This is a genomic window from Bacillus sp. JS (assembly GCF_000259365.1).
In the GTDB taxonomy this organism is placed as follows: Bacteria; Bacillota; Bacilli; order Bacillales; family Bacillaceae; genus Bacillus; species Bacillus stercoris.
The window spans coordinates 1,163,729-1,177,197 of record NC_017743.1 but is presented as its reverse complement, the minus strand read 5'-3'; the positions used below and the strand labels follow the sequence as shown (position 1 = coordinate 1,177,197).

The following is a 13,469-nucleotide window of genomic DNA, read 5'->3' as shown; positions in this document are numbered from 1 at the left end:
GGACCTTCAATCAAAAAGTATACGAATATTGTTACACTCGTAACAATATTGATTATAGCTCCTTACAAATTTTTCTTCAACACATTTTTCCAAACGGCATACAAAAAGACGCCTCTTCAATTAGCGTCTTTTTATTCGGCATCAGAAATCACACCGACAATATTTTTTTCTCTTATCGGACCAAAATGCCGACTGTCGAAGCTGTATATGCGATTATCTCCAACGACAAAATATTTTCCTTTCGGCACCTTGCTGGTTCCCGTCACATCTTTCAAAGAAAAATCACCTGTTACATGGCTTCCGGCAGAAACGGATTTTAAATGCTTCAAAAATGGCTCAGCAACCTGCTTTCCGTTCACATACAGCTGATCATCCTGATATTTGATCGTTTCACCGGGCAAGCCGATCACCCGTTTAATCAGCACTTTATGATCAGGGCCTTTAAAAAGAACGATGTCAAAACGATGGATGGTTTTAAATCGATGTGAAAATTTATTGACCAACAATTCGTTCCCTTCCTGAAACGTCGGGTTCATACTGACACCTTCTACCTTGTAATCAATAAAGACGGCATTTTTAACCTGAATGGCGAGAACGACGGACACTACACCGGCAAGAAACAAAAACCGTTTTTTCATGTTACTGTCTCCCTCCATCATGCTCACGCTGACTGGCTCTTACATGCAGATGCCGCTCCACCTTTTTGCCGACATACCATAAGACAGTGATCACCAATACGGCGATGACCGTTCGAATCGGCTGTGTAATCAGCGCGTGCAGATCATATCCGATGAAGCTGATCATAAAAATCATGACAAGCTTCCCTGAGGCTGCCGCCAAAATAAACGGCCGCGTTCCGATCCTTGACAAACCGGCAACAACATTCACCGCGGCTGACGGTGTAAATGGAAAACAAAGCAGAAGAAACATGGGGCCGAAGCCGTGTCTTTCCACCCATAACATCAGCTTTCTGACAGACGGATGACTGCGGATAAATCCAAGCAATTTTCTCTGTCCGTATTGACGGACGATCAAAAATACGAGAATGGAACCAGCAGTTGATCCCGCCCAGGACAGGATGAATCCTTCCCATAAGCCAAACGAGTTCGTATTCGCCACCACAAACACGATCAGCGGCAAAAACGGGAGAAATGCTTCAATTAAAGGCAGCAGCACAGCTATGAGCGGACCGAAAGCCCTATAGCTTTGAAATAATTCAGTTAAATGTTCTTGTGTCAAATAGGATAAAAAATGCTCCAACATTTATACTCCTTACCAGGTTTGTCTATCCTTATTCTACACATTATCAGCAGAAAACTAAAAAGTTTTGGTGTTTTTTTCTGTCTTGAAACATTTCACCAGCCGATATAGAATACAAATAGAACAAATGTTCCCTTAGAAAGAAGGAGTCAACATGCCGAATCTGCAAGAGGAAATATACGATTTAATTGAACGTGCTCTCTTTTTGCCCATGGCCATTACAATTTTTAACCGTGATCTCGCCGGCATTGAAGAAAGCACATTAAAATTGAAGCATCCTTATAAACAGCTTATCAGCGAATCATTAAAAATAGCACAAAAGGATTTGATAGAGGTCAGAAAAGAACTGAGGAAGAGGAAAATTGCGATCCGCGAGATGGAACGCGATGAGGCGTTTACGCTCTATGTATTTGTCATGGACGGTTATGAAGAAAAGCACCGCTATTTTAATCCCCGAATCCGTGAGCAGGTCAGCGAATTATTAACATACTATCTATTTGCCCCGGACAGGACCTGAGCCTTTTGAATCATATTGTCCGTTCCCTCTTCGGGGCGATCCCGATCATAAATTTCAGACAATTCACACTATACAAACAAAATAAATTTATTTATAATTCGAACCACAGCCTTTCACCCCGAAATATGACATGTACTGCCATATCGACGACACCATTTTCAGTACGGCCGGGCTTGTACACCCCCAATCCTAATGAGAAGGAGGATTTTATGAAACTGATTCACGTTCTCGCCGCGTTGCCCTTTATCGGAATCTTACTCGGCATCCCTTTTGCAAATAAAGTGACCCCCTATGTGTTCGGCATGCCGTTTATCCTTGCCTATATTGTGATGTGGGCTCTTTTGACCTCTGTGCTGATGGCAATTGTGTATGTCCTCGACAAGGAAAATAAAAAGGAGGAAGCAGAATGAACGCAGCTCTCATCATCATTTTTGGCGTCCTGCTCTTGAGTATTTTTCTCGGTATACGCGCCCAAAAAGGAAAAGACATGAACCTGGAGCAGTGGACGGTTGGAGGACGCGGCTTCGGAACTGTGTTCGTCTTCCTTTTGATGGCAGGCGAAATTTACACTACTTTTACGTTTCTCGGCGGCAGCGGCTGGGCCTACGGAAAGGGCGGGCCAGCCTTTTATATCATCGCCTACGGATGCCTGGCCTACATCCTGTCTTACTGGCTTCTTCCGGCAGTTTGGACGTACGCGAAACAGCATAAACTAATGTCGCAGTCTGATTTTTTCACAAAAAAATACAACAGTCCGCTGCTTGGCATTCTCGTTTCACTGGTCGGCATCGCCGCACTCATTCCCTATCTTGTACTGCAGCTGAAAGGCCTCGGGCTGATTGTATCGGAAACCTCGTACGGCAAAATCACCCCGACCGCCGCCATCTGGATCGGTGCCATTTCCATTACGGTTTATGTTATGGTTTCCGGCATTCACGGGTCAGCTTGGATATCGGTTGTGAAGGACATCATGATTCTGGTTGTCGTTCTGTTTTTAGGTGTGTATTTGCCAATTCATTACTACGGCGGATTTCAAGACATGTTTCAGCAGATTGAAACGACAAAGCCTGGCTTTCTTACACTGCCCGAAACAGGACAAAGTACGGCGTGGTTCAGTTCAACCGTACTCTTGACAGCGCTCGGGTTTTACATGTGGCCTCACACGTTTTCCGCTTCGTATTCAGCTGAAAATCCAAAAGTCTTTCGCAAAAACGCCATCATCATGCCTTTGTACCAGCTGGTCCTGCTCTTCGTCCTTTTCGTTGGCTTCGCGGCTATCCTGCAAGTTCCAGATCTGAAAGGCGCAGACGGGGATCTATCGCTTTTGAGACTGTCCCTGCAAGCATTTGACCCATGGTTTGTCGGAATTATCGGTGCTGCCGGACTGCTGACAGCACTTGTGCCAGGCTCTATGATCTTAATGTCCGCCTCCACGCTGTTTGCAAAAAATGTGTACAAGGTAATCGCGCCCCGCACGACAGAACAGCAAGTATCGACGCTTGCTAAGTTTTTAGTGCCGGTGATCGCGCTGATTTCGGTGTATTTTACCTTCAAAGGCGGGAATACCATCGTTACGCTGCTTTTGATGGGCTACAGCCTTGTCACACAGCTATTCCCCGCCCTTTTGTTCAGCCTGTTCAAGCATAATATGGTGACAAAGCAGGGAGCCTTCGCCGGCATTATTGCAGGTGTTGGAGCAGTTACTTATATTACAATGACGGAAACGACGATCGGCACTTTATTTCCGGCGCTGCCGCAAGCCGCAAAAGATTTGAATGTCGGCATCGCCGCCCTGCTTTTGAATATCACGGTCATGACGGCAGTCAGCCTTATGACAAGGAAGGCGAAAAGCGCTGCGGCCGATCAGGCGGCTTAAGCAATAGAAAAAGCAATCTGGACATCAGATTGCTTTTTCTTATTTACCGTTCACAGGCGATAAGATCTTTATCGCGGTCTTTCTTTTTATTGGCATCATAAAGGTCCTTAGAGACGTAAGGCTTGTACTTCGTTTTTCCGCCTTTATTTTTCACCTTCGATGTGCGGGCCACTCCGCCTTTGTATACTTTGTTTAACTCCTTGCAGTTCTTATAGACCTTCACCTTTGTTTTGGCTTCCGCCACATGGTCAGCTCCGTATGAAAAACCGAAAACGAGACCGAGTGACAGCAAAACCGCCGCCGCTTTTTTCATGACAATTCACTCCCCCAACACCCAATATTTAGTTGATTTATAGCTCGAATTTATCATAATTCATATAGTCTTATTTGACAAGATAAATATGGAAGAAGGGTTTGTTTTTCTTGTTTTCTTTTTCCTTCACTATTCAAACTGCCAACACATGTTTTTCTCCACATGCTCAGGGGTACACATACGAATGTACACCAAACAGAAAAGGAGCGTTGATGATGTCTGATTCAAACCTTACGAATCCTATAAAAGCATTTTTTCATGATGAATTTCCTGAACAATATCAGGAGCCGCCAGGCCTGCAAAAGAACATGAAGCCTGTTCCTGATTGCGGAGAAAAAAGCTACAAGGGGTCTGGTAAACTAATCGGCCGGAAAGCGCTTGTCACCGGCGGCGATTCCGGCATCGGCCGCGCTGCCGCGATCGCTTACGCCAGAGAAGGCGCCGACGTGGCCATTAACTACTTGCCCGAGGAACAGCCAGATGCTGAAGAGGTAAAAGAACTCATAGAAGCAGAAGGTCGAAAAGCAGTGCTGATTCCCGGAGACTTGAGCGACGAATCCTTTTGCCAGGATCTGGTCAAACAGGCGCAGCAGGAGCTCGGAGAACTTGATGTGCTGGCGCTCGTTGCAGGCAAACAGCAAGCAGTCGAAAACATCGAAGATCTGCCTACTGAACAAATCTATAAAACATTTGAAGTGAACGTCTTCTCCCTTTACTGGGTTGTAAAAGCGGCGCTTTCGTATTTGCCGGAGGGAGCTTCAATTATCACAACTACCTCAGTTGAAGGCTATAATCCAAGCCCGATGCTGTTAGATTACGCAGCAACGAAAAACGCCATTATCGGCTTTACCGTCGGACTGGGAAAACAGCTGGCTTCCAAAGGAATCAGAGTGAATTCAGTTGCGCCCGGACCCATTTGGACACCGCTGCAAATTTCCGGCGGACAGCCGACGGAAAACATCCCGAAATTCGGACAAGGCACGCCTCCAGCTCCATTAAACCGCGCTGGACAGCCAGCGGAATTGGCGGATGTTTATGTATTTCTAGCTTCAGAGAATTCAAGCTATGTGACATCTCAGGTATATGGCATCACCGGAGGCATTCCGACGGCATAGCTTTATGAAAGGAGCTGCCCTGTGGGCCAGCTCCTTTCTATTTTCTAATACCGCTCCCCCAGCTCACGCAAAATAAAATCATAAATCATCTTCGTCCGCTCTTCCTTCGGGTACAGCATAAATTCCTGCCTTTTCGGCACGCGGTGGTCGATTCTGTCCTGGAATTTGGTTCTGAGCCACGCTGTTCGGTATACCTGGTTCTCGAACGAATTATAGGAAATCGGCAGCTCCATCGTTTTCCCATTCGAAAACGTCACTTCCGTATCGTCGAATTCAGTCGCTTTGAATTCTTTTACATGCACATGGGAAATCCAGCCGCATTGAGGTCTTGTCGAAGAAAGTGTAGGGAATAAAAAGATTTGGTTCGAAGGGTCCACCATGATTGGCGGCTTGTGTGAAATTTTTGTCACTTCATAAGTTCCTGCTTTTCTTCCCGCATAGCTTGATCCAAAAAATCGGCAGCTTCTGTCGACAATTTGCAGCGGCTTCATGCTGACATAAAACACACAATCTTTTTCAATAATTTTGGAACAGATTTTGCCGTCTATTTCTTCTGGCAGCACGGCAATTGTTGCGCCGTTCACTTCATACGATTCTAAAGGTGCGTCTGTTTTCTGACTCATATTTTGGCCTCCATCCTTTTTCTGCAAAATTTATACTAATAATCTATCATCTGTTTTTATAAAACGACAGGTTTTTTTAACAATTAAGATAAAATCATCTTTTAATGATATTTAATGGTACTAAATGACTAGTAATAAACCGATTTTACTTTGATTAGACTTGCCGGTTTACGGCATTTTGCAGGATATGTCGATAGATTGCCAAGTATTAGTTGTCTAAAAATTATAAAAATTTATTGATTTTTTCGACCGTTATCCATATACTATAAAAAAGGCATTGGGGGGATTCTTTATGAAAGAGAAAAAATCGTACACTGAGCTCATGAAGTCCCGCAACACGCAAAAAACAAAAGAACTTGATGTCACAATGACGGATGTCTATATTCAAATGGTGCTCGATGAATCCTTGTATAAGCGTCGGCTGGCCATGCTGACGGACCAAATCAACAAAGCCTTGGACGAAAAAGATAAAGATGCGTTTCTGACGCTCTCTAAAGAATATGCAACGCTCAAGCAGAGCGAATAAGCCAATCCTTAAGGATTGGCTTTTTATTATCCATTCACAATGGTTCCGCCATTGACGTGAATTGTCTGTCCTGTGACATATGTGGAATCGTCGCTGGCTAGGTATAAATAGCTTGGCGCCACTTCGACCGGCTGTCCCGGGCGCTCCATCGGCACGTCTGAACCAAACACTTCCACGTCTTTTGCGGCAAAGCTGGCCGGGATAAGCGGTGTCCAAATGGGACCCGGTGCCACCGCATTGACCCGTATGCCCTGCTGAACAAGCGACTGGGAAAGGGATCTTGTAAACGTAACGATCGCTCCTTTTGTCGCTGAATAATCGATCAGCGTTTTATTGCCTTTATAGGCGGTAATTGAAGCGGTATTAATGATAGAGCTCCCTTTTTTTAAATGAGGCAGCACTGCCTTTGTTAAGTAAAACATGGAAAAAATGTTTGTTTGGAAGGTTCTGAGCAGCTGGTGGCTGGTGATTTTTTCAATGCTGGGCTGGACATGCTGCTCAGCTGCATTGTTAACCAATATATCAATGGATGGAAACGCTTGGCTTGCCCGCCCGACTACATCATTGCAAAACGCTTCATCCCCGACATCTCCTGCAATCAGCAGGCATTTTACCCCTTCCTTTTCTACATACTGCTTTGTTTCCTCGGCGTCCTGATGTTCATTCAAATATACAATGACCACATTAGCCCCTTCTTTTGCGAATAACACCGATACAGCGCGTCCAATTCCGCTGTCTCCTCCAGTAATAATAGCGGTTTTGCCCTCTAATTTTTTCGCTTTCTTCGGCTTATCAAAAACCGGACGCGGGTCCATGAGATATTCAAAACCAGGCTGCTGGTTCTGGTGCTGAGGCGGTAATGTTTTCTTTTTTTGATTCGCCAATGAAATCACTCCTTTTCAACCTTATTATGTTATGAACAATGCCTGCTTCCTATGTATGAAAAGATAGAATATGGAAAAATTAAGAATAAATCTGATTGGAGGTATAACGGCTTGGCTAATCAACATTTTGCAAAGGAAGCACCTGAAACATACTGGAAAACATCAACTGACCTGCCTTCTTTTCCTGCGCTTCAAGAGGAAACTGAATGTGACGTCACCATTATCGGAGGCGGGATTACAGGAATTACAACGGCATATGAACTTACGAAGAGAGGCTTCCGTGTTGTCTTGATTGAAGCAAATCAGGTTCTCAACGGAACCACTGCCCACACAACGGCTAAAGTTACCGCACAGCATGACATGATATACGACGAATTTATCCGCAATTTCGGATTAAACCATGCGAGGCTTTATTATGAAGCAAACCAAAATGCAATTGATTACATAAAAGGGATTGTGGATGAACATCAAATTGACTGTGAATGGATTGAGCAAGACGCATATCTTTACACAGCAAATGAAAACGCTGTTCAAAAAATCCGCACTGAGCATGAGGCATACACAAAACTCGGAATTGAAAGAGACCTTATCAAGAATCTTCCGATTCCCGTAGGTTCTAAGCTGGCGCTTGTCATGAAGAATCAAGCTCAATTTCATCCGCTGCAATACTTAAAAGCGCTTCTGGAGCAAATTGTTCAAAAAGGCGGCCGAATTTATGAAGAGACCGTTGCACTTGATATCAAAAAAGGCGAAAGGCCCGAAGTGATAACAAAAAGCCGGCACGCCATTAAGAGCCGCTTTGTCATATGCTGTTCCCACTTCCCTTTTTATGACGGAGGCGGATTATATGCTGCGAGAATGTATTCTGACAGATCTTATGTCCTCGCCATCAAGCCGAAGATCGAGTATCCCGAGGGCATGTATTTGAGTATCGATCAGCCGTCAGTGGCCCTTCGCTATACGGTTGCAAACGGTGAAAAGCTGATTCTCTTTAGTGGAGTAAGCCATAAAACAGGCCAGGGAAAAGACATGTCCACACATTATGAAACACTGAGACAACTGGCCGAAAGCACCATCGGCATCGAAAGCATCCCATATTATTGGTCCACCCAAGATCTTGTGACGATCGACAAAATCCCGTTTATCGGGCCGATGTCGGAAAATGAGGACAATATTCTAGTAGCGACCGGGTTCAAAAAATGGGGCATGACTGCATCGGGGATCGCAGCCACTTTATTATCGGACCTTGTAGAGAAAAAAGATAATCCTTACGAAAGCATTTTCACGCCGTCCCGGTTCCATCTGAACCCCGGTTTGCAGAAAGTGATTTCCTACAATGCCGATGTCGCCAAGCATTTAATTAAAGGAAAGCTTGAAAAGCCTGATGTCCAATTTGAAGACATTTCGCCAGGAGAAGGGAAAGCTGTCACCATAAACGGCAGGCGGGCGGGCGCATTTCGGGATGAGACAGGCTGCCTCCATCTCGTTGATACAACCTGTACCCATTTAGGCTGTGAGGTCGAGTGGAACGACAGCGAGCATACATGGGATTGTCCGTGCCACGGATCACGCTTTAAGCCTTCTGGCGAAGTTGTAGAGGGTCCGGCCATTAAACCATTAAAGCAAATAGATCTCGATTAAACCGTTCATTTTAATGAACGGTTTTTCAAATATTTTTCATCTGCAGCTTCATTCATGTTTCCCTTGGCCGATAAAAAAGTAAAAGGCTTAAAAAGCCAAAAAGTAAAAATTATATTTTTCCCAAGGGGGATCATTGTATTGTTATTTAAAAAAGACAGAAAACAAGAAACAGCTTACTTTTCAGATTCAAACGGACAGCAAAAAAACCGCATTCAGCTCACAAACAAACATGCAGATGTCAAAAAACAGCTCAAAATGGTCAGGTTGGGAGATGCTGAGCTTTACGTGTTAGAGCAGCTTCAGCCACTCATTCAAGAAAATATCGTATACATCGTCGATGCGTTCTATAAAAACCTTGACCATGAAAGCTCATTGATGGATATCATTAATGATCACAGCTCAGTTGACCGCTTAAAACAAACGTTAAAACGGCATATTCAGGAAATGTTTGCAGGCGTTATCGATGATGAATTCATTGAAAAGCGTAACCGAATCGCCTCCATCCATTTAAGAATCGGCCTTCTGCCAAAATGGTATATGGGCGCATTTCAAGAACTGCTTTTGTCAATGATTAACATTTACGAAACATCCATTACAAATCAGCAAGAACTGCTGAAAGCCATTAAAGCGACAACAAAAATCTTGAATTTAGAACAGCAGCTTGTCCTTGAAGCATTTCAAAGCGAGTACAGCCAGACCCGTGATGAACAAGAAGAAAAGAAAAACCTTCTTCATCAGAAAATTCAAGAAACCTCTGGATCGATTGCCAATCTGTTTTCAGAAACAAGCAGATCCGTTCAAGAGCTTGTGGACAAATCTGAAGGCATTTCTCAAGCATCCAAAGCCGGCACGGTGACATCCAGCACTGTTGAAGAAAAGTCGATCGGCGGGAAAAAAGAGCTAGAAGTCCAGCAAAAACAGATGAACAAAATTGACACAAGCCTTGTCCAAATCGAAAAAGAAATGGTCAAGCTGGATGAAATCGCGCAGCAAATTGAAAAAATCTTCGGCATCGTCACAGGCATAGCTGAACAAACAAACCTTCTCTCACTCAATGCATCTATTGAATCCGCCCGCGCCGGAGAACACGGCAAAGGCTTTGCTGTCGTGGCAAATGAAGTGCGGAAGCTTTCTGAGGACACGAAAAAAACCGTCTCTACTGTGTCTGAGCTTGTGAATAATACGAATACACAAATCAACATTGTATCGAAGCATATCAAGGACGTGAATGAGCTAGTCAGCGAAAGTAAAGAAAAAATGACGCAAATTAACCGCTTATTCGATGAAATCGTCCACAGCATGAAAATCAGCAAAGAGCAATCAGGCAAAATCGACGTCGATCTGCAGGCCTTTCTTGGAGGGCTTCAGGAAGTCAGCCGCGCCGTTTCCCATGTGGCCGCTTCCGTTGATTCGCTTGTCATCCTGACAGAAGAATAACCATCAAAAACCGGCCTGCCATTCGGCCGGTTTTTCTGCGTTCATTATGTAAACTTAATTTAAAAATAAGTTGACATAATAATAGCCTGCATTTATTGTATAACCATATTTGATTACTGTTTGGAGGATTCACAATGCTGAAATTAATTGACATGATGCATATTGCTATTTTCACCGCACTGATGGCGGTGCTCGGCTTTATCCCCCCTCTCTTCTTATCCTTTACACCCGTTCCGATTACATTGCAAACGCTTGGTGTCATGCTGGCAGGCAGCATCCTCAAGCCAAAGTCTGCTTTCTTAAGCCAGCTTGTCTTTTTGCTCCTCGTCGCCTTCGGAGCGCCGCTGTTGTCTGGCGGACGAGGCGGTTTTGGTGTGTTTTTCGGACCGAGCGCAGGTTTTTTGATCGCTTATCCACTCGCTTCATGGCTGATCAGTTTAGCCGCTAACAGACTGCGAAAGGTGACAGCAGTGCGTCTCTTTTTCACTCATATCGCATTCGGCATCATCTTTATTTATCTGCTTGGTATACCGGTACAAGCTTTTATGATGCATATTGATTTGTCACAGGCCGCCTTCATGAGTCTTGCATATGTGCCCGGTGATTTGATAAAAGCGGCTGTATCTGCATTCCTGGCAATAAAAATCACTCAAGCCTTGTCTCTTTCTGATACGATGTTTACAAAAGGAGGATGAAACTGCATGACAATTACTCATACCTATTCATCTACTGCCGAAACATCGCCCGGCCGTGTAGCGATCCTAACTGAATCGGAGCAAATCACGTACCAAGATTGGGATCGGCTTGTCGCCCAAACCGCAAATTGGCTGCGGTCACAGCCAAGCATGCCGAATCGTGTGGCATTTTTGCTCCCAAATAGTCTGGCGTTTTTACAGCTGTTTGCCGGAGCCGCAGCGGCTGGATGCACGGCCATTCCCCTCGACACACGCTGGAGCCCGGCTGAATGTATGGAGAGGCTATCCATAAGCGATGCGGATCTAGTGGTTACTTCAGCCTTTTACAAAAACAAACTGATACATAGCAAGACACCCGTTATTTTGCTGGATAACTGTATGGCAAATATTGAAGAGGAATCCGCTGCTCCCTTACCTATCATTGACCCGGAGCACCCCTTTTACATGGGATTTACGTCAGGCTCGACAGGAAAACCAAAGGCCTTTACGCGGTCTCACCGCTCATGGATAGAGAGCTTTACCTGTACAGAAACAGATTTTTCGATCTCATCAGATGACACGGTATTGATTCCCGGAACGTTAATATCCTCTCACTTTTTATATGGGGCAGTCAGCACTTTATATCTCGGGGGAACGGTTTGTTTGCTGAATAAGTTTTCTCCTGCCCAGACAAAGGAATGGCTGAACCGTGAAGCCGTCAGTGTTCTTTATACCGTACCGACAATGACAGACGCACTCACCCGGATCGAGGGCTTTCCCGACAGCCCTCTTAAAATCATTTCATCTGGTGCAGACTGGCCGGCAGAATCCAAGAAAAAGCTTGCCGCTATATGGCCCCATCTCAGGCTGTACGATTTTTACGGCACTTCAGAGCTTAGTTTTGTGACGTTTTCTTCACCGGAAGACAGCAAACGGAAGCCGCATTCAGCCGGCCGCCCTTTTCATAATGTCCAGATCGAAATCCGCGGTGCCAAAGGAGAACGCTGCCAGCCAGGAGAAATCGGAAAAATATTTGTCAAAAGCCCGATGCGGTTTTCCGGCTATGTGAACGGCAGCACACCAGATGAATGGATGACAGTGGATGATATGGGCTGCGTTGATGAGGAAGGCTTTCTATACATATCAGGAAGAGAAAACGGGATGATCGTGTACGGAGGATTAAATATTTTCCCAGAAGAAGTTGAAAGTGTGCTACTCTCCTGCCCAGAGGTTGAAAACGCGGCTGTCGTTGGAATGCCGGACGAGTATTGGGGAGAAATCGCTGTAGCTGTCATTCGTGGAAGCGCTAATGCCAGAAAGCTGAAAGCCTGGTGTAAACAGAAATTAGCCTCCTATAAAATCCCGAAAAAATGGGTGTTTGCAGACAGCTTGCCGGAAACGAGCAGCGGAAAAATTGCCCGTTCCAGAGTGAAGAAATGGCTGGAAGAGGGTGTACAGTATAAATGAATGCGGTTATTGTTGATGCAAAACGAACGATATTCGGAAAACAAAATGGACTGCTGAAGCCTTTCCTGCCGGAGGATTTGGCGGCTCCCATCATCCGTTGTCTCAGCCGAAAGCTAGAGGATCAAATTGACGAGGTCATTCTAGGAAACGCTACCGGCAGAGGCGGCAACCTCGCCAGACTGTCAGCCCTTCAAGCCGGACTGCCTCTATCGGTTCCCGGGATGACAATTGACAGACAGTGCGGCTCAGGTCTTGAAGCCGTACGCTATGCCTGCAGCCTCGTTCAAGCGGGAGCCGGCACGATGTATATCGCGGGCGGCTCAGAAAGCAGCAGCCAATCCCCTTTTTCAGAACGGGCCCGCTTTTCTCCAGATGCGATCGGCGATCCCGACATGGGCATTGCCGCAGAATATACAGCGGCACGCTATTCCATCAGCAGAAGCATGCAGGATGAGTATGCGCTTCTCAGCCATCAACGCACCAGGAACGCGCATGATGAAGGATTCTACCGTGAAGAAATTGTTGCTCTCGGGGAATTGGAGACGGACGAAGCATTTTTGAAGACGCGGCCGATAAAAGCAATTATTCCCCGTGCAAAGCCGGTTTTCGACACCAGCTCCGGAACAGTCACAGCAGCCAACAGCAGCGGCATAGCAGACGGAGCAGCCGCTCTTTTAGTAATGGAAGAAGAAAAAGCGGCAGCCCTCGGACTTAAGCCTGTGCTTCGGTTTATCGGCAGCGCTGTCAGCGGTATTCACCCCAACTATCCGCCCGCGGCACCGGTTGATGCGATCCGTCAGCTCTTACATACACACGATGTAACACCTGATGATATCGATTTATTTGAAATCAATGAAGCCTTTGCCGTCAAAATTTGTGTCTGCTCGCAAGAACTCGGCATTCCCTTTTCAAAAATCAATGTGCGCGGCGGCGCATTAGCTCTTGGCCATCCATACGGTGCATCAGGTGCAGCTCTGGTAACCAGATTGTTTTATGAAGCGAAAAGACGGACAGACTGTCAATATGCGGTTGCAGCCATCGGAAGCGGCGGCGGAATCGGACTGGCTTTATTATTTGAAGTGCTTGCATAGGCTTTTTCATAGGACGCACGCTTTCAATTTAGTATAATAGCAATA

The 13,469-nt window shown here is 45.5% G+C and carries 15 protein-coding genes and 1 pseudogene; 11 read left to right on the top strand and 5 right to left on the bottom strand.

From position 1 onward, the window contains the following. Positions 1-131: 131 nt before the first annotated feature. Both lepB and MY9_RS05890 read right to left on the bottom strand, forming a co-directional pair. Positions 132-638 (bottom strand): signal peptidase I, encoded by a 507-nt coding sequence (gene lepB / locus MY9_RS05895; RefSeq protein ID WP_014663449.1) that lies wholly within the window; start codon positions 636-638, stop codon positions 132-134. A 1-nt stretch (position 639) separates the two neighbouring features. After that, entirely contained in the window at positions 640-1,263 is a 624-nt protein-coding gene (locus tag MY9_RS05890; RefSeq protein WP_014663448.1) for a TVP38/TMEM64 family protein, read from the bottom strand. Positions 1,264-1,414: 151 nt separating this feature from the next. Here MY9_RS05890 and MY9_RS05885 point away from each other — a divergent pair, with 151 nt between their 5' ends. From MY9_RS05885 to MY9_RS05875, 3 genes are all read left to right on the top strand, one after another. Beyond that, positions 1,415-1,777, top strand: a complete 363-nt coding sequence (locus MY9_RS05885; protein WP_014663447.1) for a hypothetical protein — start codon at positions 1,415-1,417, stop codon at positions 1,775-1,777. A gap of 209 nt (positions 1,778-1,986) precedes the next feature. Beyond that, complete coding sequence (locus MY9_RS05880; RefSeq protein WP_014663446.1) at positions 1,987-2,187, top strand: DUF3311 domain-containing protein; 201 nt, start codon at positions 1,987-1,989, stop codon at positions 2,185-2,187. Beyond that, entirely contained in the window at positions 2,184-3,653 is a 1,470-nt protein-coding gene (locus tag MY9_RS05875) for a sodium:solute symporter family protein (RefSeq protein ID WP_014663445.1), read from the top strand. The genes MY9_RS05880 and MY9_RS05875 overlap by 4 nt, the downstream gene beginning before the upstream one ends. Positions 3,654-3,696: 43 nt before the next feature. On the opposite strand, the gene MY9_RS05870 is transcribed toward MY9_RS05875, so the two are convergent. After that, complete coding sequence (locus MY9_RS05870; protein WP_014663444.1) at positions 3,697-3,966, bottom strand: excalibur calcium-binding domain-containing protein; 270 nt, start codon at positions 3,964-3,966, stop codon at positions 3,697-3,699. A 215-nt stretch (positions 3,967-4,181) separates the two neighbouring features. Between MY9_RS05870 and MY9_RS05865 the strand changes: the two genes are divergently transcribed. Then, entirely contained in the window at positions 4,182-5,081 is a 900-nt protein-coding gene (locus tag MY9_RS05865; protein ID WP_041521291.1) for an SDR family oxidoreductase, read from the top strand. A gap of 44 nt (positions 5,082-5,125) precedes the next feature. On the opposite strand, the gene comK is transcribed toward MY9_RS05865, so the two are convergent. Then, positions 5,126-5,704 (bottom strand): competence transcription factor ComK, encoded by a 579-nt coding sequence (comK, locus tag MY9_RS05860; protein ID WP_014663442.1) that lies wholly within the window; start codon positions 5,702-5,704, stop codon positions 5,126-5,128. 292 nt (positions 5,705-5,996) lie between these two features. On the opposite strand from comK, the gene MY9_RS05855 reads away from it, so the two are divergent. Next, complete coding sequence (locus tag MY9_RS05855; protein WP_014663441.1) at positions 5,997-6,230, top strand: IDEAL domain-containing protein; 234 nt, start codon at positions 5,997-5,999, stop codon at positions 6,228-6,230. A gap of 26 nt (positions 6,231-6,256) precedes the next feature. Here MY9_RS05855 and MY9_RS05850 read toward each other — a convergent pair whose 3' ends face one another. Continuing rightward, positions 6,257-7,114, bottom strand: a complete 858-nt coding sequence (locus MY9_RS05850) for an SDR family oxidoreductase (protein WP_014663440.1) — start codon at positions 7,112-7,114, stop codon at positions 6,257-6,259. 111 nt (positions 7,115-7,225) lie between these two features. On the opposite strand from MY9_RS05850, the gene MY9_RS05845 reads away from it, so the two are divergent. From MY9_RS05845 to MY9_RS05825, 6 genes and pseudogenes are all read left to right on the top strand, one after another. Then, positions 7,226-8,755: an FAD-dependent oxidoreductase gene (locus MY9_RS05845; RefSeq protein ID WP_014663439.1), complete on the top strand. Its 1,530-nt coding sequence runs from the start codon at positions 7,226-7,228 to the stop codon at positions 8,753-8,755. 54 nt (positions 8,756-8,809) lie between these two features. Further along, positions 8,810-9,388: pseudogene (locus tag MY9_RS22110) on the top strand (protoglobin domain-containing protein); the annotation flags it as partial. A 288-nt stretch (positions 9,389-9,676) separates the two neighbouring features. Further along, on the top strand, positions 9,677-10,192 hold the full coding sequence (locus MY9_RS22105) for a methyl-accepting chemotaxis protein (RefSeq protein WP_326255844.1): 516 nt from the start codon (positions 9,677-9,679) through the stop codon (positions 10,190-10,192). A 134-nt stretch (positions 10,193-10,326) separates the two neighbouring features. Beyond that, entirely contained in the window at positions 10,327-10,887 is a 561-nt protein-coding gene (locus MY9_RS05835; protein ID WP_014663437.1) for a biotin transporter BioY, read from the top strand. 6 nt (positions 10,888-10,893) lie between these two features. Beyond that, the gene (locus MY9_RS05830) at positions 10,894-12,333 is read left to right on the top strand and encodes an acyl-CoA synthetase (protein ID WP_014663436.1); all 1,440 of its coding nucleotides are present in this window, start codon (positions 10,894-10,896) and stop codon (positions 12,331-12,333) included. Further along, positions 12,330-13,424 carry an acetyl-CoA C-acyltransferase gene (locus tag MY9_RS05825; RefSeq protein WP_014663435.1) on the top strand — a complete coding sequence of 365 codons (1,095 nt, stop codon included), beginning with the start codon at positions 12,330-12,332 and terminating at the stop codon, positions 13,422-13,424. Before MY9_RS05830 ends, MY9_RS05825 begins: the two co-directional genes overlap by 4 nt. Positions 13,425-13,469 lie beyond the last annotated feature (45 nt).